The sequence below is a fragment of the Streptomyces sp. NPDC088817 genome, from assembly GCF_044750345.1.
Taxonomy (GTDB): Bacteria; Actinomycetota; Actinomycetes; order Streptomycetales; family Streptomycetaceae; genus Streptomyces.
This window is the reverse complement of sequence record NZ_JBIVJN010000018.1, coordinates 160,806-179,827: the sequence shown is the minus strand read 5'-3', so window position 1 is coordinate 179,827 and position 19,022 is coordinate 160,806. Positions and strand designations below refer to the sequence as shown.

At 71.4% G+C, this 19,022-nt stretch carries 19 protein-coding genes and 3 pseudogenes; 6 read left to right on the top strand and 16 right to left on the bottom strand.

Annotation, left to right across the window (positions count from 1 at the left end):
- Nucleotides 1-15: 15 nt before the first annotated feature.
- Nucleotides 16-543, top strand: a complete 528-nt coding sequence (locus ACIP4X_RS29140; RefSeq protein ID WP_358730012.1) for a manganese efflux pump — start codon at nt 16-18, stop codon at nt 541-543.
- Here the strand turns inward: ACIP4X_RS29140 and pqqE are convergent.
- The 10 genes from pqqE to ACIP4X_RS29090 form a co-directional block, all read right to left on the bottom strand.
- On the bottom strand, nt 503-1,642 hold the full coding sequence (gene pqqE, locus ACIP4X_RS29135; RefSeq protein ID WP_401351329.1) for a pyrroloquinoline quinone biosynthesis protein PqqE: 1,140 nt from the start codon (nt 1,640-1,642) through the stop codon (nt 503-505). The genes ACIP4X_RS29140 and pqqE overlap by 41 nt on opposite strands.
- Nucleotides 1,635-1,961 carry a pyrroloquinoline quinone biosynthesis peptide chaperone PqqD gene (pqqD, locus tag ACIP4X_RS29130; RefSeq protein WP_391454998.1) on the bottom strand — a complete coding sequence of 109 codons (327 nt, stop codon included), beginning with the start codon at nt 1,959-1,961 and terminating at the stop codon, nt 1,635-1,637. The genes pqqE and pqqD overlap by 8 nt, the downstream gene beginning before the upstream one ends.
- Nucleotides 1,962-1,966: 5 nt before the next feature.
- On the bottom strand, nt 1,967-2,668 hold the full coding sequence (gene pqqC / locus ACIP4X_RS29125; protein WP_401351327.1) for a pyrroloquinoline-quinone synthase PqqC: 702 nt from the start codon (nt 2,666-2,668) through the stop codon (nt 1,967-1,969).
- A 4-nt stretch (nt 2,669-2,672) separates the two neighbouring features.
- Nucleotides 2,673-3,560: a pyrroloquinoline quinone biosynthesis protein PqqB gene (gene pqqB, locus ACIP4X_RS29120; RefSeq protein WP_358730016.1), complete on the bottom strand. Its 888-nt coding sequence runs from the start codon at nt 3,558-3,560 to the stop codon at nt 2,673-2,675.
- A 167-nt stretch (nt 3,561-3,727) separates the two neighbouring features.
- Complete coding sequence (gene pqqA, locus ACIP4X_RS29115) at nt 3,728-3,823, bottom strand: pyrroloquinoline quinone precursor peptide PqqA (protein ID WP_100566564.1); 96 nt, start codon at nt 3,821-3,823, stop codon at nt 3,728-3,730.
- Nucleotides 3,824-3,868: 45 nt separating this feature from the next.
- A complete protein-coding gene (locus tag ACIP4X_RS29110) occupies nt 3,869-5,569 on the bottom strand; it encodes a PQQ-dependent dehydrogenase, methanol/ethanol family (RefSeq protein ID WP_401351325.1) in 1,701 nt (566 codons plus the stop codon).
- Nucleotides 5,570-5,588: 19 nt separating this feature from the next.
- Entirely contained in the window at nt 5,589-6,050 is a 462-nt protein-coding gene (locus ACIP4X_RS29105; protein ID WP_358730018.1) for an MSMEG_3727 family PQQ-associated protein, read from the bottom strand.
- Nucleotides 6,051-6,208: 158 nt separating this feature from the next.
- A complete protein-coding gene (katG, locus tag ACIP4X_RS29100) occupies nt 6,209-8,398 on the bottom strand; it encodes a catalase/peroxidase HPI (protein WP_401351323.1) in 2,190 nt (729 codons plus the stop codon).
- Nucleotides 8,399-8,436: 38 nt separating this feature from the next.
- Nucleotides 8,437-9,861: a LytTR family transcriptional regulator DNA-binding domain-containing protein gene (locus ACIP4X_RS29095; RefSeq protein ID WP_358730020.1), complete on the bottom strand. Its 1,425-nt coding sequence runs from the start codon at nt 9,859-9,861 to the stop codon at nt 8,437-8,439.
- A gap of 117 nt (nt 9,862-9,978) precedes the next feature.
- Nucleotides 9,979-10,560 carry a DUF488 family protein gene (locus ACIP4X_RS29090; protein WP_391454993.1) on the bottom strand — a complete coding sequence of 194 codons (582 nt, stop codon included), beginning with the start codon at nt 10,558-10,560 and terminating at the stop codon, nt 9,979-9,981.
- 174 nt (nt 10,561-10,734) lie between these two features.
- Between ACIP4X_RS29090 and ACIP4X_RS29085 the strand changes: the two genes are divergently transcribed.
- From ACIP4X_RS29085 to ACIP4X_RS29075, 3 genes are all read left to right on the top strand, one after another.
- Nucleotides 10,735-12,261 carry an AlkA N-terminal domain-containing protein gene (locus tag ACIP4X_RS29085; protein ID WP_401351321.1) on the top strand — a complete coding sequence of 509 codons (1,527 nt, stop codon included), beginning with the start codon at nt 10,735-10,737 and terminating at the stop codon, nt 12,259-12,261.
- Between the two features lie 12 nt (nt 12,262-12,273).
- A complete protein-coding gene (locus tag ACIP4X_RS29080; RefSeq protein ID WP_391454992.1) occupies nt 12,274-12,756 on the top strand; it encodes a methylated-DNA--[protein]-cysteine S-methyltransferase in 483 nt (160 codons plus the stop codon).
- 220 nt (nt 12,757-12,976) lie between these two features.
- A complete protein-coding gene (locus ACIP4X_RS29075; protein ID WP_358730172.1) occupies nt 12,977-13,141 on the top strand; it encodes a hypothetical protein in 165 nt (54 codons plus the stop codon).
- Nucleotides 13,142-13,150: 9 nt separating this feature from the next.
- Here the strand turns inward: ACIP4X_RS29075 and ACIP4X_RS29070 are convergent.
- Nucleotides 13,151-13,270: pseudogene (locus tag ACIP4X_RS29070) on the bottom strand (SIR2 family NAD-dependent protein deacylase); the annotation flags it as partial.
- Nucleotides 13,271-13,674: 404 nt separating this feature from the next.
- On the opposite strand from ACIP4X_RS29070, the pseudogene ACIP4X_RS29065 reads away from it, so the two are divergent.
- Together ACIP4X_RS29065 and ACIP4X_RS29060 are read left to right on the top strand one after the other, a co-directional pair.
- Nucleotides 13,675-14,148 (top strand): annotated as a pseudogene (locus ACIP4X_RS29065) (aminoglycoside phosphotransferase family protein); the annotation flags it as partial.
- 412 nt (nt 14,149-14,560) lie between these two features.
- Complete coding sequence (locus tag ACIP4X_RS29060; RefSeq protein WP_358730025.1) at nt 14,561-14,938, top strand: nuclear transport factor 2 family protein; 378 nt, start codon at nt 14,561-14,563, stop codon at nt 14,936-14,938.
- A 71-nt stretch (nt 14,939-15,009) separates the two neighbouring features.
- Here ACIP4X_RS29060 and ACIP4X_RS29055 read toward each other — a convergent pair.
- From ACIP4X_RS29055 to ACIP4X_RS29035, 5 genes and pseudogenes are all read right to left on the bottom strand, one after another.
- Nucleotides 15,010-15,417: pseudogene (locus ACIP4X_RS29055) on the bottom strand (transposase); the annotation flags it as partial.
- A gap of 328 nt (nt 15,418-15,745) precedes the next feature.
- Nucleotides 15,746-16,483 (bottom strand): Sir2 family NAD-dependent protein deacetylase, encoded by a 738-nt coding sequence (locus tag ACIP4X_RS29050; RefSeq protein ID WP_358730026.1) that lies wholly within the window; start codon nt 16,481-16,483, stop codon nt 15,746-15,748.
- A gap of 76 nt (nt 16,484-16,559) precedes the next feature.
- On the bottom strand, nt 16,560-17,051 hold the full coding sequence (locus ACIP4X_RS29045; RefSeq protein WP_358730027.1) for an NUDIX hydrolase: 492 nt from the start codon (nt 17,049-17,051) through the stop codon (nt 16,560-16,562).
- A gap of 109 nt (nt 17,052-17,160) precedes the next feature.
- Complete coding sequence (locus tag ACIP4X_RS29040) at nt 17,161-17,703, bottom strand: DUF3558 family protein (RefSeq protein ID WP_358730028.1); 543 nt, start codon at nt 17,701-17,703, stop codon at nt 17,161-17,163.
- Between the two features lie 187 nt (nt 17,704-17,890).
- A complete protein-coding gene (locus ACIP4X_RS29035) occupies nt 17,891-18,988 on the bottom strand; it encodes an ADP-ribosylglycohydrolase family protein (protein WP_401351319.1) in 1,098 nt (365 codons plus the stop codon).
- Between the last annotated feature and the right edge of the window lie 34 nt (nt 18,989-19,022).

The following is a 19,022-nucleotide window of genomic DNA, read 5'->3' as shown; positions in this document are numbered from 1 at the left end:
GCCATGATCTGGGAGATGCTGGGCCTGGGTTTCGTACTCAGCCTGGACAACTTCCGGGTGGCGATCGCGCTCGGCACCGTCCCCTTCGGTCTGAAACGCGCGGTGCAGGTCGCGCTGACCTTCGGACTCTGGGACGCGGTCATGCCCCTGGTCGGGCTGCTGATCGGCCGCGAGATCGGGGAGGCCGTAGGCGGCGTCGCGGACGTGGTGGGCGCGGTCGCGCTCGGCGGGTACGGCCTCTACCTCGTCGTCTCGGCCCTCCGCAACCCCGAGCCGGACGAGCTGGACCACCCGTGGGCGCTGTTCGGCATCCCGCTGACGCTGAGCCTGGACAACCTGGTCGCCGGGGCGAGCCTCGGGATCCTCGGACTCTCCCCGTGGGTCGCGGCCCCCGTCTTCGGTCTCATCACGGCCGTGATGTCGCTGATCGGGCTCCAGCTCGGGCGGGCCGCCGCGCGCCTCGTCCGGATCCGCGCGGACCTGGTGAGCGGGGTCGGCCTGATCATCGCCGCCGCGGTGCTGCCGCTGGCGTTCGGCGGCTAGCGTCGCCCGTCGCGGCACTGGCCCGGTGCGCACGCGGTACCAGCGGGGGAGTGCCCGTCCGTGAGCCGCCGTTGGCGGCCTCGACCGCCCGGGCGACCAGCTCGTGGTCGGGCGACAGATGGCAGACCGGGTCGGTGCGGGCGGCGTCGCCGGTGAGCAGGAACGCCTGGCAGCGGCACCCGCCGAAGTCGACCTCCCGCCGGGGGCAGCTCCGGCAGGGTTCCGGCATCCAGTCGGTCCCCCGGAACGCGTTCATCACCGGGGACTCGGCCCAGATCCGCTCCAGCGAGTCCTCCCGCACACTGGCCCGCGGCAACGGCAGGGACTGGGCGGCCGGACAGGGCAGCACGTCACCGTTCGGCGTCACCGTCAGCATCCGGGACGCCCAGCCGTCCATGCAGGGCTTCGGGTAGCGGCTGTAGTAGTCGGGGAGGACGTAGATGATCTCCATACGGTCCCGCAGCCGCTCGCGGGCGGCGCGCGCGACGGCCTCGGCCGCCTCCAGCTGGGCCCGGCTCGGCAGCAGCGCGGCACGGTTGCGCCAGGCCCAGCCGTAGTACTGGGTGTTGGCCAGCTCCACCCGGTCCGCGCCCGCCTCCTCGGCCAGCCCGAGCACCTCGGCGACGCGGTCGATGTTGTACCGGTGCAGCACCACGTTCACGGTGAGCGGCCAGCCCAGCTCCTTGACCACGCCCATCGCCTCGATCTTGCGCCGGAACGACGGGATACCGGCGATCCGGTCGGACACGACCGGCTCGTCGGCCTGGATGCTGATCTGCACATGGTCGAGACCCGCGGCCCGCAACCGCTCCGCCCTCGGACGCGAGAACCCGACGGCGCTGGTGATGAGATTGGTGTAGAGACCCTGGTCGTGGGCGTCCGCCACGATCTCCACCAGGTCGCGCCGCAGCAGCGGCTCCCCGCCGGACAGATGGCACTGGAGCACCCCCAGGTCGCCGGCCTCGGCCAGCACCCGCCGCCACTCCTCGGTGGACAGCTCCTCCCGGTAATCGCCCAGGTTCAGCGGGTTCGAGCAGTACGGGCAGGCCAGCGGGCACCGGTAGGTCAGCTCGGCGAGCAGCCCGTACGGGCTATCCATCGGCGAGCTCCACCCAGCGCCGGGCGACGAGCCGGGCCAGGAACCGCCGCACCTCGTCGCCGGGAACGGACCCGTAACGCGCGCCCAGCTCCGCCACGATCTCGGCCACGGTGTGCCGCCCGTCGCACAGTTTCAGGATGTCCGCGCCGCTGCCGTTCAGCACCACCACCGTCTCGGGGTGCAGCAGGACCGGACGCTGCCTGGTCCGGGAGAAGCCCAGCCGGACATGGCGCGCGAGGCGGGGCCGATCCGAGCCGGACACCTCGACGGTGCGGGTTCCGGCGGTGGTCTGCTTCGTTCCGGTGGGGGTCGGGTCCATGGCACTCACTCCGGATAGGCCTGGTCGACGGCGTCCATCAGGCTCCACAGGACGTCGCACTTGAACGACAGCGCGTCGAGGGCGCGCGCCTGGGACTCGGCGGAGAGGCAGTGCGCGGTGACCACCTCCAGGGCGTGCTCGCAGTCGCGGGGCGCCTGCTCAAGTCGGGCCCGGAAATACGCGAGGCCCTCGGGGTCGATCCACGGGTACCACCGCTCGAACGCGGCCAGCCGCGCCGCCATCAGGTCCGGCGCGAACAGCTCGGTGAGCGAGGACGCCACCCCTTCCACCCACGGGCGGGTCCGCGCGAAGGTGACGTAGGCGTCGACGGCGAACCGCACCCCGGGCACCAGGTGCCGGTGGTCCCGGACCTCCTCGCGGGTCAGCCCGGCGGCCTCGCCCAGACGCAGCCACGCCTCGATGCCGCCCTCGCCGGCGGCGGTGCCGTCGTGGTCGAGGATCCGCCGGATCCAGCGGCGCCGGACCTCCACGTCGGGGCAGTTGGAGAGGATCGCGGCGTCCTTGCGGGGGATGTTCTCCTGGTAGTAGAAGCGGTTGGCCACCCAGCCCCGGAGCTGCCCCCGGCTCAGCACGCCGGCGTTCATCCGGACGTGGAACGGATGCTGGTCGTGGTACCGCCGCGAGTGGGCCCGCAGCGCCTCGACGAAGCCGTCGGCGCCGGTCCGCGTGGTCGTCGTTGTCGTCACGGCTCTACACCTGGACTTCCAGACCGTCCATGGCCACTTCCATGCCGCTCTCCTCCACGGTACGCCGCTCGGGCGTGTCCTCCAGAAGGACCGGATTGGTGTTGTTCATGTGCACGTAGATCGTCCGGCCCACGCCGAGCGACGGGAGCTGCACCAGGCTGCCGTCCGGGCCGCCGATGGGCAGATGGCCCATCTCCCGGGACGTCTTGGCGGCCAGGCCGAGCCGTACGAGCTCGTCGTCGCGCCAGCACGTTCCGTCGAGCAGCAGGCAGGAGCACCCCTTGATCTCCGCGCGCAGCTCCGGCGTCAGCGACTGCACCCCCGGCAGGTACACCAGCGTCCCGCCGCTGCGTTCGTCGGTCAGCCGGTAGCCCACGACGCGGCCGTGGTCCGTCCCGGTTCCGAAGCGGTCGCGCTTGCTGGTGGGCACGTCGAACGCCCGGCAGGACAGCCCGTCCGCCAGGGCGAGACCGGTGCCGGGGATCACCGTCCGCCACTCGACCGGGCAGTAGCGTTCGAGCGTGCGCAGGATCCCCGAGCCGCTGAGCAGGGTCTCGTGCGTCGCGGGTGTGGCGTACAGCCGCAGGGCGCGGGCCTCGCGCAGCAGGAGCAGGCCGAGCGTGTGGTCCAGCTCGGCGTCGGTGAGCAGCACCGCCTCCAGCGGCGTGGTCCGGTCCTCGTGCGGGTGCAGGCCGGGGAAGGCCTCGATCTGGGTGCGGACGTCGGGCGAGGCGTTGACGAGGAGCCACCCGCGGCCGTCGGCGCTGACCGCGACCGACGACTGCGTGCGCGCGAGCCCGGTCCGGGAGCGGACCTCGGCGCACACCGGGCAGCCGCAGTTCCACTGCGGGGAGCCGCCCCCCGCCGCCGAGCCCAGTACGCGCAGCAACACTCCTGCACTCCGTTCACCGAGGGTCCGGGCCCGTCACCGGCCCCGCCGATCATGGCCGTCCGTCCCCCCGTTCCGGGGCGCGTGGCCGTCTCATGGCCGTCGTGATCCGTCGGGGGGCGCCGGACCGGCAGGTCCGGCGCCGTCCCACGTCCGCCGGTCCGGGTCCGCTAGTCCTCCAGCCGGGCGACGTACATGGTCACCTCGGCCGCGACCGCGATCTCCTCGAACTCCGGCGTCTCCCACACTTCGAGCTGGGACTCCATGGATTCACCTCCTCTCCGCCCGCCGGGGCAGGCTCCGGTCACGCGCTACGGCGATTCCGGGAGGGCGAAGGCCATCAGGGCGCTTCCGTGCCCCGCGCCGAGCATGCCGGGCAGGAACCCCTCGGCCCATCCGCCCCAGCCGACGGGCACGGCGATGTACTGCCTGCCCTCGACCATGTAGGTGGTCGGGTTGCTGTGGTGGCCGCTTCCGCACTGGAACTGCCACAGCGCCTCTCCGGTGCGGGCGTCGAGCGCGACGAACTCCCCGGAGGGTTTGCCGGCGAACACCAGGTCGCCGCCGGTGGCCAGCACCGAGGCGCACATCGGGAGTTCGTTGCGCCGGCGCCACTTCTCCTCGCCGCTCGCGTCGAACGCGCTGATGGACCCGGCCATGTCCTCGATGTCCACCTGAACGCCCGCGCCCCAGTACGGAATGCTCTCCTTGAACTCCCGGCGGCGCCGGGTGGCCGTGGCCCCGGTGTCCTGGACCGGGACGTAGAAGAGCCCGGTCTTCGGACTGTAGGCCGCGTGGGTCCATTCCTTGGCGCCGGCCGGACCCGGGTAGAAGTGGACCGGCACTCCCTCCTTGTCGGGGTACGCCTTGGCCGTCACCTGGCCGTCCCTCGTGATCGCGCCCCAGGTGATGCGGTCCACGAACGGGGTGATGCTGATCCGCTCGCCGTTGGTGCGGTCGAGGACGAAGAAGTAGCCGTTCTTGTCGAAGTGCCCGAGCAGCTTGCGCCCGTCCTGCTCGAACAGGATGCACTCGGCGATGCTGTCGTAGTCCCACACGTCGTGCGGGGTGCACTGGTAGTGCCAGCGGATCCGGCCGCTGTCCACGTCGACGGCGATGATGCTGTCGGTGAAGAGGTTGTCGCCCTCGCGGACGGCTCCGTCGAAGTCGGGTGCCGGGTTGCCGGTGCCGACGTACAGCAGGTTGGTCTCCGGGTCGAAGGTGCCGGTGACCCAGCAGTTCGCGCCGCCACGGGCCCAGGCCTCTCCGTCGGCGGGCCAGGTCTCCGAGCCGGGCTCCCCGGGCTTGGGCACCGTGTAGCAGCGCCACTGGTGCTCGCCGGTTTCGAGGTCGAACGCGTCGAGGTGTCCCCGTACGCCGAACTCGCCGCCCGAACTCCCCACGATGACCATGTTCTTCACGACCAGAGGGGCGAGCGTGGCGCTCTCCCCGGCCCGGACGTCGCCGTAGGTCCTGTCCCAGACCCGTTTGCCGGTGGTGGCGTCGAGCGCGAGCAGCCGGGCGTTCGCCGTGACGAAGAAGACCTTCCCCTGGGCCACGGCGACCCCGCGGTTGACGTTCCCGCAGCACAGGGACACGTCGAAGGGCACCGCGTGCTTGTAACGCCAGATCTCCACACCCGTCTTCGCGTTCAGGGCCCAGACCCAGCCGTCCCAGCCGGACAGGAACATGATCCCGTCGACGACGATCGGGGCGGCCTCGAACGAGTAGGTCGACGCGCCCGCGATCAGACCGGTCGTGCCGGCCTGGAACACCCAGGCGGGGACCATGCGCTTGACGGTCTCCGTGTTGATCTGGTCCAGCGGGCTGTACCGCTGCCCGTCGTAGGCGCCGTAGTAGGTGAGCCAGTTCTGTGGTTCCTGGCGGGCGTTGAGCAGGCGCTCGTAGTCGACGTCGGCCACCACGGGCGGCGCGATCTCCCCGCCCGCGACCTTGCCGCTCAGGCTTCCCTGGTCGACGGCCCAGCCCGCGTCCACGTAGTCGACGGACATGTGCTCCACCTCCTTCTTCCTACGGGCGCGGCTGTTCGGGACGGTCGAGGCGGGCCTCCGGCGGAGCGTCGCCCATGACGACGATGGCCCCGGTCAGCCCGCGGCCCTCGTCGTTGCCGGTGGGCGAGCCGTACCAGTAGTAGCCGGGCCCGTCGAGGTTGAGGGCCGCCCGTCCTCGCGAGTGGTTCACCAGCCAGATGAACTTCCGGTCGCCGTTGCTGGGCAGGAGCGCGCAGTGCGTGTTCTGGTCGTCGTTGACGAGTTCGAGCTCGATGTCGCCTCCATGGGGCATGACCAGGATGGAGGGGTCCCAGGCCAGCTCGTCCGGGTTGATGCGAAGGGTGGCCTCCATGCGGCCGTCCGGCCTCACGGTGGCCTGCCCAATGGTTCCGGTTCCCAGCACCTGGCCCAGCGTTGCCTTGTTCTGTCCGGCCAGCCCGATCTGGTCGAGCAGCTCGGATCGTTCCTTCGCGGTCGTCATCGGGGCTTCACTCTCCTCACCCGAATCCGAAAAGGGTAAAAAATTGGTCATCAATGGGCACGCTACGCCGCAGGACCGACACCGGGCGGCTCGTGCCGTTCGTCCGCGATCGGCCACCGTTCGAGCCCGATGTGCCGCCGCCGGGAGGCGTGGGGGAGTCAGGTCCGGGCGAGGTCGTACCGGTCGAGATTCATGACCTTGTCCCAAGCGGCGACGAAGTCCCGTACGAACTTCTCCCGCGCGTCGTCGCTCGCGTAGACCTCCGCGAGGGCACGCAGCTCGGAGTGCGCGCCGAAGACGAGGTCGACGCGGCTGCCGGTCCACTTGACCTCTCCGGTGGCGCGGTCGCGGCCCTCGAAGGTCTCCGCGGCCGCGGACGCCGGCCGCCACTCCGTGTCCATGTCGAGCAGATTCACGAAGAAGTCGTTGGTCAGCGTCCCGGGCGCCGAGGTGAGGACGCCCAGCGGCGACCGCTCATGGTTGGCCCCGAGCACCCGCAGGCCGCCCACGAGGACGGTCATCTCGGGCGCGCTCAGGTTCAGCCGGGCGGCGCGGTCGACCAGCGAGTGCTCCGGCGGCAGCCGGTCGCCCTTGCCGCGGTAGTTGCGGAACCCGTCCGCGGCCGGTTCGAGCGCGGCGAAGGACTCCACGTCGGTCCACTCCTGCGAGGCGTCCGTACGTCCCGGAGCGAACGGGACCCGGACGTCGTGGCCGGCCTTCCTGGCGGCCTGCTCGACCGCGGCGGCTCCGCCGAGCACGATGAGGTCGGCCAGCGACACCCGCTTGTCCCCTGCCTGGGAACCGTTGAAGGACTCCTGGATCCCCTCCAGCGTGCGCAGCACCCGTGCCAGCGTGTCGGGGTCGTTGACCTCCCAGCCCCGCTGCGGCTCCAGGCGGACGCGCGCGCAGTTCGCCCCGCCCCGCCTGTCGCCGATACGGAAGGTCGAGGCCGATGCCCACGCCGTGGAGACGAGCTGGGGGACCGACAGACCGGAGGCGAGGATCCGGCTCTTGAGCGCGGCGATGTCCGCCTCGCCGACGAGTTCGTGGTCCACGGCCGGGACCGGGTCCTGCCACAGCAGCGTCTCCCGCGGGACCAGCGGCCCCAGATAGCGCTGGACCGGGCCCATGTCGAGGTGCGTCAGCTTGAACCAGGCCCGCGCGAACGCGTCCGCGAGCCGGTCCGGGTGTTCGAGATAGCGCCGCGCGATGGGTTCGTAGACCGGGTCCGAGCGCAGCGCGAGGTCCGTCGTCAGAATCGTCGGGGCGTGGGTCGCCGACGGGTCGTGGGCGTCCGGCACGGTGCCCGCCCCGCCGCCGTCCCTCGGGATCCACTGCCACAGACCGCCGGGACTCAGCTCCAGCTGCCACTCGTAGCCGAACAGGGTTTCCAGGAACCCGTTGTCCCAGGTCGTCGGGGTGGGCGTCCACGTACCCTCCAGGCCGCTGGAGATGGTGTCCGCGCCCTTGCCGGTGCCGTAGCCGCTCTTCCAGCCCAGGCCCTGCTGTTCGAGCGGGGCGCCCTCGGGCTCCGGGCCGAGATGGGTGTCCGGATCGGCCGCGCCGTGGGTCTTGCCGAACGTGTGGCCGCCCGCGATCAGCGCGACGGTCTCCTCGTCGTTCATCCCCATGCGCCGGAACGTGTCCCGGATGTCCCGGGCCGCGGTCAGCGGGTCCGGTACGGTGTTCGGCCCTTCCGGATTGACGTAGATGAGGCCCATCTGGTCGGCGGCCAGAGGACTGTCCAACTCGTGGACGCCGTTGTGGCGTTCGTCGCCGAGCCAGGCACGCTCGGGACCCCAGTGGACGTCCTCGTCGGGCTCCCACACGTCCGCCCTGCCGCCGCCGAACCCGAAGGTGGTGAAGCCCATCGTCTCCAGGGCCCGGTTGCCCGCGAAGACCATCAGGTCCGCCCAGGAGATCCTGCGGCCGTACTTCTTCTTCACCGGCCAGAGCAGCCGGCGCGCCTTGTCGAGGTTGCGGTTGTCCGGCCAGCTGTTCAGCGGCGCGAAACGCTGCATACCGGCACCCGCGCCACCGCGGCCGTCGGCGGCGCGGTACGTCCCGGCGCAGTGCCACACCATCCGCAGCACGAGCGGCCCGTAGTGACCGAAGTCGGCCGGCCACCACTCCTGCGACGTCGTCAGCACCTCGTCGACGTCCCGTGCCACGGCGTCGAGGTCGAGGGTCCCGAACTCCGCGGCGTAGTCGAAGCCGGCGCCCATGGGGTCGGCCTCGGCGGGGTGTTTCCGCAGGCACCCCAGGTCCAGCCGGTTCGGCCACCAGTCGCTGTTGGCCGCGCCCCCGGCACTCCTCCCGCCGCCGACGGGACCCTGGCTGCCGGTCACGGGAACCTCCTTCCAAGGCAGTGGTGGTGCGGGCGGACTCAGAGGTCCAGCGCCCGGCGCACGGCCGGCGCGTTCCGCCGGGACACCGGCACCATTTCGTCGGCGTGACCGTCCATGACCAGGGACAGCTCGCCCTTGAGCCCGCGCTCGATCTCCCGGATGCGGTCGAGGTTGACCACGTACCGGCGGTGCACCCGCAGGAACCCGGCGTCCGCCAGCTCGCCGTCGAGCTTGTCCAGGCTCACCGAGGCGGCCCGCAGCCGGCCCTGGTCGGTGGAGAGCCACACGTCGTTTCCCCGCGACTCGGCGAAGGAGACCTCCGGCAGCCGCAGCAGCACCAGCCGGTTGTCGCGCATCGCGACCAGCCTGCGCGGCCCCGCCCGGGAATGAGCGGGCCGGGGGTGTGCGGGCCGGGCGTCCGTGGGCCCCTCCACCCGCGGCACCCGCGCGCCGTCGGAGGCACCGAACGAGACCAGGTGCCCGATCAGGTGCCCGGACGAGAACACGGGCCGGATGCCGATCGACGTCGGCTCGTCGGCGAGGCGGGCGAAGATCTGCGTCGAGCCCACCCAGGCGGGGTCGTGGGCGGCCTGCCCGGTGGCGTACCGGACGGCCGTGATCAGTTCCGGCAGCCCGGGATTCCAGCGCAGGGTCGGGTCGACCGCCGGAGTACAGGCCGGGACGCCCAGCAGCACGCTCGCCATGTCGTCGGCGATCACCACCTTGCCCGCGGTGTCCACCGCCGCGAGCGCCCCACCGGAGTGCGCCCTGGCCTGGGAGCAGGCCGCGACCAGTTCGGCGCCGCTGTCCCGGGCGCGCCTCTTCAGCGGGTACTGGGTCACGGTGACCGCGTTCGCCAGCCAGCCGCCCGCGGACTCGGGAAGCGGGTTGCGCCAGCAGCAGATGCCCAGGACCGCGATCGGTTCCCTGGTCACCACGTCCCGTACCGCGACGCCGGCGCATACCCAGTCGTGGAACGCCCGGCACCAGTGCTCCGCGCCCTTGATCGCCACGGGGCCGTGCGCCTCCAGCGCGGTGCCCATGCCGTTCGTGCCGGCCGCGCACTCGGACCAGCAGAACCAGGGCGCCAGACGGGACTCCCCGGCTCGGGCGAGCGTGGCCTGGTCACCCCACTCGGCCAGGATCCGGCCGGTGGCGTCGGTGACGGTGACGACGCCGCCGAGGCCGCCCACCTCGTGCGCCACGGAGGCGGCGCGGAAACCCAGCTCGGCGAAGACGACAGCCTGCTCGGGCGTGTGATCGGGCTCCGCGACGGCCACCGGGGCCCGGGTGAGGTGGGGATCGACCCGGTACTGCTCCCGGCAGCGGTGCCAGGAGATCGCCACCAGGGGCCGCACGTCCGGGACGTGGTCCTCGCCCCGCACGAACCGCTCCCACGCCGCGAGCACACTGCCGCTGCCCCGGCTCGTCGGGACGGACTGGAGTCGATGTACATCCCTCATGGTTCAGAACCGCCTTGGTCCCTCCCCGTCACCACAGAACTGCGAGCACTGCAATCCCCACCCTAGTGCTGTGACCGGAAAGGTTCACCGGCTCGAACCTTTCCGGTCACAGCCTAGCTAGGTACCCCGGCCGGACTGTGCACGTCCCTCGCCGGGCCGGTCCGAAGAGCGCCGGCCGTCGTAGACGAGCAGTCCGTCCTCACGCAGCCGTACGCCCTCGCTGAGCCGGTGGGGGACGAGGCGGCCGTCGGGCATCAGGTGCAGGACGGGCCGTTCTCGGGCCAGCTCCACGAAGTCGGCGACGATCCGGCGGTGGCAGCGCCACCAGACCGCCTCCGCGCACATGACGGCCGTCCGCCGCCTCGTGGCCTCGTCCAGGAGCTGCGTGATCGCGTCGAGGAACTCGTCCGTGCGCGTATGCGCGGCGTAACCGCGGAAGGCGTCGTTGCGCCAGACCGTGTCGGGTGAGTCCGCGGGGACTTTGCGGAACCCGCCCAGTCGCGGTTCCCAGCGGTAGGCGACCCCGGCTTCGGGCAGCCACCGCCGCAGCCGCTCCCGGCCAGCGTCCGGGTTGTGGCGGCTCCCGGGTGCGGTCCTGATGTCCACGACGACGGCGATCCCCGCCCCGCGGATCAGCTCCGTGAGGCGTTCGCGGTCCGCCGTACCGTGTCCGAAGGTGACGAGCGGCTGCTGCTCCATGCCTCCAGGATCGCCTTCGGGCCTCCGGAGCGTCGGAGGTCCGGTCCTCGCCCTCGGGCGGTGAGCACGACGTCCTCGGGCGGTGAGCACGGCGATGAGCGCGGCCCCAGGACACACAAGGTCGATGTCGGATTCCCGCTAGCCCCGGCCCGTCCGGTGCCGGATGCTGGGGGCATGCGGAAAGGGATGCACACCCATCGGGAGCGCTGCGTGCGCGCCGTCCAGTCCAAGGACGCGCGCTTCGACGGCTGGTTCTTCACCGCCGTGCTGACCACCGGCATCTACTGCCGGCCGAGCTGCCCGGTGGTGCCGCCCAAGCCGGAGAACATGACCTTCTACCCGAGCGCGGCCGCCTGCCAGCAGGCCGGCTTCCGGGCCTGCAAGCGCTGCCGCCCCGACACCAGCCCCGGCTCACCGGAGTGGAACCAGCGCGCGGACGCCGTGGCCCGCGCCATGCGGCTCATCGCCGACGGAGTCGTCGACCGCGAGGGCGTGCCGGGACTCGCCGCCCGCCTCGGCTACAGCACCCGCCAGATCGAACGCCAGCTCCGCGCCGAACTCGGTGCGGGACCGCTCGCGCTCGCCCGCGCCCAGCGCGCCCAGACCGCCCGGCTGCTGGTCGAGACCACCGATCTGCCCATGGCGGAGATCGCCTTTGCCGCCGGCTTCTCCTCGATCCGCACCTTCAACGACACCGTGCGCGAGGTGTTCGCCCTGTCGCCGAGCGGATTGCGCACGCGGGTTCCGGGACGGGCGCGTACGACCGGGGGCGGCGCGCTTCCGGGCAACGCTCGGAGCACCGGTCCGGGCACTCCGGGCGCCCTCTCCCTGCGCCTGCCGTTCCGTGCCCCGCTCAACCCGGACAACCTCTTCGGCCACCTCGCGGCCACCGCCGTACCCGGCGTCGAGGAGTGGCGCGACGGCGCCTACCGCAGGACGCTGCGCCTGCCCTACGGCCACGGGATCGCCGCGTTGACCCCGAAGCCGGACCACATCGCCTGCCGCCTCACCCTCGGCGACCTGCGGGACCTGCCGGTCGCCATCAGCCGCTGCCGGCGCATGCTCGACCTGGACGCCGACCCGGTCGCGATCGACGACCAACTGCGCACCGACCCGTTCCTCGCGCCCCTGGTCGACAAGGCTCCGGGCCGGCGCGTGCCGCGCACCGTGGACGAGGGCGAGTTCGCGCTGCGGGCCGTGCTCGGCCAGCAGGTCTCCACCGCCGCCGCCCGCACCCACGCCGGCCGCCTGGCCGCCGCGCACGGCGAGCCCGTCGACGACCCCGAGGGCGGCCTCTCCCACCACTTCCCCGCGCCCGAGGCCCTGGCCGCCCTCGACCCCGAGTCACTCGCGATGCCCCGCACCCGGCGTACGACCCTGCTCACCCTGGCCGGCCAACTGGGCGACGGAACACTTCACTTGGGCGTGGAGAGCGACTGGGAGGAGACCCGCGCCCGCCTGCTGGCACTCCCCGGCTTCGGCCCCTGGACCGCCGACGTCATCGCCATGCGCGCCCTCGGCGACCCCGACGCCTTCCTCCCCACCGACCTCGGCATCCGGCGCGCCGCACAGGAACTCGGCCTGCCGTCCACCCCGGCCGCGCTCACCGCCCGCGCGGCGGCCTGGCGGCCCTGGCGGGCGTACGCCGTGCAGTATCTGTGGGCGACCGACAGCCACCCGATCAACTTCCTTCCCGTCTGAGGACGTTCCGCCATGAAGCAGTACACCGTGATCGACAGCCCCTACGACTTGCTCACCCTCGTCGCCGACGACGGTGTGCTGTGCGGGCTGTACATGACCGAGCAGCGCCACCGCCCGTCCGAGCAGTCCTTCGGCGAGCCGGACGACGGCCCCTTCGGCGAGACCGTCGAGCAGCTGGAGGCCTATTTCGGGGGCGAGTTGAAGGAGTTCACCGTCCCACTGCGCCTGCACGGCACCCCGTTCCAGCGCAGCGTCTGGGACCAACTCCAGAAGATCCCCTACGGCGAGACCCGCTCCTACGGCGACCTCGCCACCGCCCTCGGCAACCTGGGCGCCTCCCGCGCGGTCGGCCTCGCCAACGGGAAGAACCCCGTCAGCATCATCGTCCCCTGCCACCGCGTGATCGGCACGGGCGGCGGCCTCACGGGCTACGGCGGCGGCCTGCCCCGAAAGCAGCGCCTGCTGGACTTCGAACGGGGATCGGCCCTCTTCTGACCGCAGACACCTCGACATCATCGGTATTCGACTCAATTATCGGTATTCGACTCAAGCACCGCCTCCACCAGATGCGCGCGGCATCTTCCGGTGGCGCACGCTCCCGCAATGCTTCGAGCGCCTGTCATACGCGTCAAGGCGACGGCGGCGGACTCGCCTCTTTTGAAGAGCGCTCCGCTATACCGATGTTGACGATGGTCGCATCTCGAACGTGTTGAGCGTGAGCATTCTGACCTGGCTGCTGATGCCGCTGGTGAACAGAGCCCTCGCGTTCTGGCTGATGCCCGGCCAGGCACGCTCCCTCCGCATCGACGTGGCGGGCGCCGCAGTGGTGGTGTTCTGCTGGCTGGCGTTCGTGGTGATCTTCGGCCTGACCACCGGGTGACGGCCGGCCCCGGGAGATGCCGTGCAGTTCCAGCACCTTGCGGGCGGGCATCCCGGCGAGCTGGTGGCGCCCGTCCACGTTCTGAGTGATCACCCTGGCCCGCTCCAGCTCGGCGATGGCCCGGTGCTTGGATCTGGCCGGAGCGCACATCGACGCGGTAGTGGCGGGACCACTCCTACTCGTCCTCGGATTCGCCGGCGAGGGCGAACGTCACCTCGCCGTCCGGGTAGGTGTGGATGGCCATGTCGGCTTGGTCGTGGTCGACAGTCCTGAAGTGGCGACGACGTCCTCGGTGGACGGCCGACAGGCCATGACGGGCGACAGCACACCTCAGACATCGGCAGCCAGGTCATAGGCGCAGGCGTTTCCCTCGACGAGCCGCGTGATGACCTGGAGGGGGCGAGTGGGTCGAGCCATGGTCAGGAGGTTGGTACTTCGTCTGTAGATCGCGATCTTCGTAGTGCTCGGTCCGCCGGGGGCCGCAGTGGCCGGCTTGGGCTTGGTGGCGGCGCGCTGGCGCGTAGGGTGCCGGGATGATCGCGATGCCAGAGGTGTTCGCACGGAACACCGTCGACCGCGAGGGGGAGGCCGGGGCGGCGTGGCTCGCCGAGCTGCCCGGGATCGTGGAGGAGCTGCTGGGGCGCTGGGAGTGTGTGCCGGATGGCGAGATCATGCACGGGGGCGTCGGCGTCATCGTTCCGGTACGGCGGCGGACTGAGGAGAGCGCCGTACTGAAGGTGTCGTTTCCGCATCCCGGCAACGTCCATGAGCCGGATGCGTTCGTTGCGTGGGGCGGGTGCGGCGCCGTCCTGCTGCATGAGCGCTACGACGAGCGGTTCGCGATGCTGCTGGAGCGGGTTCAGCCGTCGACCCTGGCGGAGGTCGGGGACGGCGACGAGGTGGTGACGGTCGCCGGGCGGCTCAATCGCCGCCTGGCCATCCCCGCACGGCCCGGCCTGCCCCGGCTGTGTGAGCAGGCCGATGCCTGGGAGGAGCGGTTGCGCAAGGCGAGGCCGGCCGTCACGAGGAGGCCCTCGCCGACGCCGAGACGTTGCCGCCAGACATGTACGGCCTGACAGTCAGCAAGGCGTGGACCCCGGAAGAGATGGGGCGCCATGAGGAAGCGCTCACGCTGCTGTGAGCAGACACCGAACTGAGGCGGTCGGAAGTGGCCGAACTCCTCATCCACCAGGGCCGCGCCGCCGAAGCCATCGCCGGAATGCCCTCCCTCGCCGAACAACATGCGGCCAGCCGGCGGCGTGACGCAGCCATCCATGCCGACCGTGGCCCCAACGACCCTCCCTTCTGGAGGAGCGATCTCTGATGAGGCATCACCTAATGCTGTGCCCGGGATGTTCACCGTGATCGGAGGGCGGCTCGTGGGTCGAGCGCACGCGAAACGGCTGGTATTACTGGGGCATGCAGGAAGAGACCGCACGCTCCGCGATCGACACGTTCATCTCCGCGTTCAACGCCTCGGACGACAACTATGTGACTGCCCTGCTCTCTCAGGCCCTGACCTCAGACGTGGTCTTCTGGGGACCGTTGGGTCGCAGCGAAGGAATCGCGGCGGTCGAGCGGTTCGTGCTGGACATCCGACGTCACCCGGCGGGGACCGGCACGATGGTGCGCTGCTCAGCGGTGGACATGCCTGACGAATGGGCCCGGTACCAGTGGGTCTTCACCACTCCTGATGGAGGCCCCCGCCTGACGGGAACGGACGTCGTCCATCTGCGACGGAGCCTCATCGACCAGGTCATCGTCTTCGCGGGGGAGATCGAGCCGTCCGCCTCCTGAGGCATCCTTCTGTCGCCGTCCTTCTCCTGAACTTGCCCCGTCGGCGTTCGGGGGCTGCTGTTCGCGGTTGGTTCCTTGCGTTGGGCGGCGAGTACGTCGGGGTGGCGGGCGTTGGTGTTGCGCCGGCGCAGGTAGCGGTGCAGTGCCTGGGTTTGCGCGGGGTGGCTGCGGTGGTGGGAGTTGGCCAGGGTGAACTGCCGCAGCGGGCCGAAGTGGGCCTCGATCGGGTTGGCCCAGGAAGCGTAGGTGGGGGTGAAGCACAGCTCGACCATGTTCTTCTTCGCCCAGCGGCGGATGCCCGCGCCGGTGTGGGCGGAGAGGTTGTCCAGGATGATGTGGATCGGGGCGCCGTCGGGTCGGGCGGCGCGGATCGACTTGAGCGCGGCCGGGGTGTTGGCGGTGCCCTTGCGGCGGCGGTTGACGCCCCACAGGCGGTCGTCGCCCACGGAGTAGCAGCCGTGGAAGTAGGTGACGCCGTGGGCAGCCGTCACGACCACCAACCCGGCGAACCTTCCCGGTCAGAGCACCAGCGCATGTCGGGATGGTCTGCGTTGAGCACAAGTCAGCCCCACACCGGTTGAGTTGGGGTGAGGTTGACGGTATGTCGGGTCAGCGGCGCGCTGGCCAGCTCGGGGTGGGGGACCCGCTGCCCTGACGGCGGTGGCACTCGCTCAGTGGCCACCGCCAATCGTTCGGCACCATGTCATCGGACGGCTTTACGGGGAACCTTGCTCCCTTGGCCAGTGGCAGCCTGTCACCCGGGCGTAGCAGGGTGGCGCAGGCCGAACCCGCCTGAATCGGCGGTTGTCAGCAGTCGCTTCCGGTGCTCAGTTGGTGCAGCAGTGTGGGCAGGGCCGTGCCGATCGGTTCCCGCACGACCTCGTCGGCGCGGTCGTCGTAGGGGGTCGGCTCGGCGTTGACGATGATCAGCCGTGCGCCGTGGTCGGCGGCGATGCCCGCGAGGCCGGCGGCGGGTTGAACCTGGAGGCTGGTGCCGACGGCGATGAAGACCTGGCAGGCCTTGGTGATCGCGACCGCCTGGCCGAGCACCTGCGGATCGAGCCGCTCGCCGAACATCACGGTGGCCGACTTCAGGATGCCGCCACACTCCCGGCAGGGCGGATCATCCTCCCCGGCCTCGACCCGGGCGAGGGCGTCCTCCATGGGCCCGCGCGCGTGACACCGCGTGCACACCACACTGCGTGCGCTGCCGTGCAGTTCCAGCACCTTGCGGGCGGGCATCCCGGCGAGCTGGTGCAGTCCGTCGACGTTCTGCGTGATCACCCTGACCGGCACCCCGGCCCGCTCCAGTTCGGCCACGGCCCGGTGCGCGGCGTTCGGCTCGGCGGTGAGCGCACGGTTCTTCCGCCGCATCAGCCAGGACCGCCGCCGGATGTCCGGGTCGCCCATGTAGTACTCGTACGTCACGAGCTTCTCGGCCTCGGGATCCTTCCGCCACAGCCCATTGGGGCCGCGGTAGTCAGGGATCCCCGAATCGGTGGAGACGCCAGCGCCGCTGAGGATGGCGACGAGGGGTTTGGTCATGGGGCCGAGGGTAGGGCGGAGGGGCTGGGCGGGCGAACGGATATTCGTGCGGGCACGGTCCGGGGGCGGTCGGTGGTCAGGTGGGGCGGTGGCCGTTTTCCAGTTCTGCCGTGCCCGTGTCGTCGGTGAGGACGTCGAGGGCGGTCAGGACGCGGCGGCCCAGGGCGCCCGGCAGGTGGGCGGTGAGGTCGTCGCGGGCGACCAGGCGCCAGGACAGGAGTTCCTCCTCCTGGAGGCGGATCGCCTTGAGGTCGTCGTCGGTGAGCAGCCCGCCGTCGTAGACGTACGCCACCAGCGGCGGCCGTCCGGTGCCGGGCACCCAGTCCACGGCGAGCAGCCGCCCCGGCTCGCGGTCGAGTCCGATCTCCTCCAGCGTCTCGCGGCGTGCGCCCTGGCGCGGGGTCTCCCCGTCGTCGGACTCGACGGTGCCGCCGGGCAGCGTCCAGCCGTCCCGGTAGTTGGGCTCGACGAGGAGCACGTGACCCTCCGCGTCGCGGAAGACGCAGGCGGCAGCGGCGAGGACCCGGGGGAGCCCGGCGATGTACGTGGCGTAGTCCGCAGTGGTCATCCAAGAAGGGTAACGAGCCGAGAAGGGTGACGAGCCTCGTGACAGCCGGGGCCGAGGCACCGTGGCGCCGGCCCCGCACCCGAGGTGCCGGGGCCGGCGTCCGGCGTGGTCACATCCGGGCAGCGACCTTGCGGGCCAGCTCCTCCAGGCGCCGGTCGTTGTCCGCCCGGTCCGCCACCACGGTCATCGCGACCCAGGTGCCCGACTCGCGGAACAGGAGCCCGAACGTCCCGTGGTCCTTGTCGTCGTAGGCGGTCGCCTCGTCGCCGATGCCGGTGAGCGGCTTGCGATCGGCTGCCCGGAGCATGTCGTCCATGAACTGCCGGGCCTCGTCCCCCTGGATGGTGGACGCGATCGGTACCCCCTCGTGGGTGTATCTGCAGCCGCCCGGGGTGTCCTCGCTCTTCTCTCCCTTGACGGATGTGCCTCCCAGTTCCTGTGCCTCCTGAAGGGAGATGAGCGCGCAGGGGTCCGCCGGGGCCTTCTTCTGCGGAGCGGAGGGGGCGGCTCCCTCCTGTGAAACGGTCGCGGAAGGCGCGGTGTCGGCGGCGGGCGCCTTCTCGCCGGAGCCGCCGCAGCCGGTCAGGCCGAGGATCGCGAGCAGCGTCGTGGACAGCAGTGCCGAACCTTGGTGCACACGGGTCAGAGTCATGGCGTTCTCCTGGTTTCTGGCGGCGGTTCCGCGGTTCTGTGGTTTCTGCGTGCCGGACCAGGATTCCGGCTCGCGGGGCGAGAGTCCGTGTGCGATGCGGATTGGTGACCGGGGTGTGTTCATGTTGTGGAGAAACGTGAGAGAGCCGGACGGAACGCACCATGCCGTAGCAAGGGTCGGCGGCCCCTCAGGCGTCGTGGAGGGCCAGGCGCAGGGTGCGTTCGGCGAGTTCGCTGACGTGGACGCCGTCGAAGCCGAAGACCGCGCTGCGGACCGTGTCCTCGAGGGGGTCCTTCCACTGGGCCGGGACTGCTGCCGCGCCCGTGATGACGCCGGCCACCGAGCCGGCCGTCGCGCCGTTGGAATCGGTGTCCAGGCCGGCGCGGACGGTCAGTGCGAGGGTGCGGGTGAAGTCGCCGCCGCCGTAGAGCAGGCCGGCCGTGATGACGGCGGCGTTCGGGACCGTGTGGATCCAGCCGAGGCCCGCGGTCTCGTCCGCGAGCACGTCGAGCGCGTCCTCCCAGGGCAGGCCGGACTCGTGCAGGGCGACCGTCCGGCGCACTGTGCGGGCCAGTCGGCTGCCGGCCGGGATCACCGTCAGCGCGGTGTCGACGGCGGCGCGGACGGTCGGCGCGGTGAAGGCCGTCGCGATGAGTGCCGCCGCCCACATGGCGCCGTAGACGCCGTTGCCGGTGTGCGACAGCACCGCGTCGCGGCGGGCCAGTGAGGCGGCGCGGCGCGGGTCGCCGGGGCTGGTCCAGCCGTGGATGTCGGCGCGGATCAGGGCGCCGATCCACTCCTGGTACGGATTGTCGTACGTGGCCGTCAGGGGCGGCTTGAGCCCGTTGGCGAGATTGCGGTACGCGGCCCGCTCCGCGGTGAACGTCTGGAGGTACGGCAGGCGCAGCAGCCACAGGTCGCCGACCTGCTCGGTGGTGAAGCCGAAGCCGTGCGTTTCCAGGAGGTCCAGGCCCAGGATCGCGTAGTCGACGTCGTCGTCGCGGCAGCTGCCGTGGATCCGGCCGCGTACGCAGCTCCGCCACTCGGGGCGCAGTGGCGGGCCGTCGTCGTCGACGGCCGGGTCGACGGCCGGTTCGGGGAGGTAGTCGGTGAGCGGCAGCGCGTCGGCCATGCGCAGATAGCGGTCGATGCGGTCGCGCGTCCACACGTCGCCCTGCTCCAGCGGCTTGCCGAGCATGTTGCCGGCGATCCGGCCGAGCCAGCCGCCGAGGATGCGGTCGGCGAGCCCCGGTCCGGTGCCCGCGGCGGTGTCCACAGCGCTCATGAGAACCGGTCTACCGGATTCCGCGGGTGGCCGC

What these genes read in the sequence shown, in the direction of transcription:
- ACIP4X_RS29140 (WP_358730012.1), top strand. Translation starts at nt 16, where the DNA reads ATGCTGGGCCTGGGTTTCGTACTCAGCCTGGACAACTTCCGGGTGGCG.
- pqqE (WP_401351329.1), bottom strand. Translation starts at nt 1,642, where the DNA reads ATGGATAGCCCGTACGGGCTGCTCGCCGAGCTGACCTACCGGTGCCCG.
- pqqD (WP_391454998.1), bottom strand. Translation starts at nt 1,961, where the DNA reads ATGGACCCGACCCCCACCGGAACGAAGCAGACCACCGCCGGAACCCGC.
- pqqA (WP_100566564.1), bottom strand. Translation starts at nt 3,823, where the DNA reads ATGGAGTCCCAGCTCGAAGTGTGGGAGACGCCGGAGTTCGAGGAGATC.
- ACIP4X_RS29110 (WP_401351325.1), bottom strand. Translation starts at nt 5,569, where the DNA reads ATGTCCGTCGACTACGTGGACGCGGGCTGGGCCGTCGACCAGGGAAGC.
- ACIP4X_RS29105 (WP_358730018.1), bottom strand. Translation starts at nt 6,050, where the DNA reads ATGACGACCGCGAAGGAACGATCCGAGCTGCTCGACCAGATCGGGCTG.
- ACIP4X_RS29095 (WP_358730020.1), bottom strand. Translation starts at nt 9,861, where the DNA reads ATGAGGGATGTACATCGACTCCAGTCCGTCCCGACGAGCCGGGGCAGC.
- ACIP4X_RS29090 (WP_391454993.1), bottom strand. Translation starts at nt 10,560, where the DNA reads ATGGAGCAGCAGCCGCTCGTCACCTTCGGACACGGTACGGCGGACCGC.
- ACIP4X_RS29085 (WP_401351321.1), top strand. Translation starts at nt 10,735, where the DNA reads ATGCGGAAAGGGATGCACACCCATCGGGAGCGCTGCGTGCGCGCCGTC.
- ACIP4X_RS29080 (WP_391454992.1), top strand. Translation starts at nt 12,274, where the DNA reads ATGAAGCAGTACACCGTGATCGACAGCCCCTACGACTTGCTCACCCTC.
- ACIP4X_RS29060 (WP_358730025.1), top strand. Translation starts at nt 14,561, where the DNA reads ATGCAGGAAGAGACCGCACGCTCCGCGATCGACACGTTCATCTCCGCG.
- ACIP4X_RS29050 (WP_358730026.1), bottom strand. Translation starts at nt 16,483, where the DNA reads ATGACCAAACCCCTCGTCGCCATCCTCAGCGGCGCTGGCGTCTCCACC.
- ACIP4X_RS29045 (WP_358730027.1), bottom strand. Translation starts at nt 17,051, where the DNA reads ATGACCACTGCGGACTACGCCACGTACATCGCCGGGCTCCCCCGGGTC.
- ACIP4X_RS29040 (WP_358730028.1), bottom strand. Translation starts at nt 17,703, where the DNA reads ATGACTCTGACCCGTGTGCACCAAGGTTCGGCACTGCTGTCCACGACG.
- ACIP4X_RS29035 (WP_401351319.1), bottom strand. Translation starts at nt 18,988, where the DNA reads ATGAGCGCTGTGGACACCGCCGCGGGCACCGGACCGGGGCTCGCCGAC.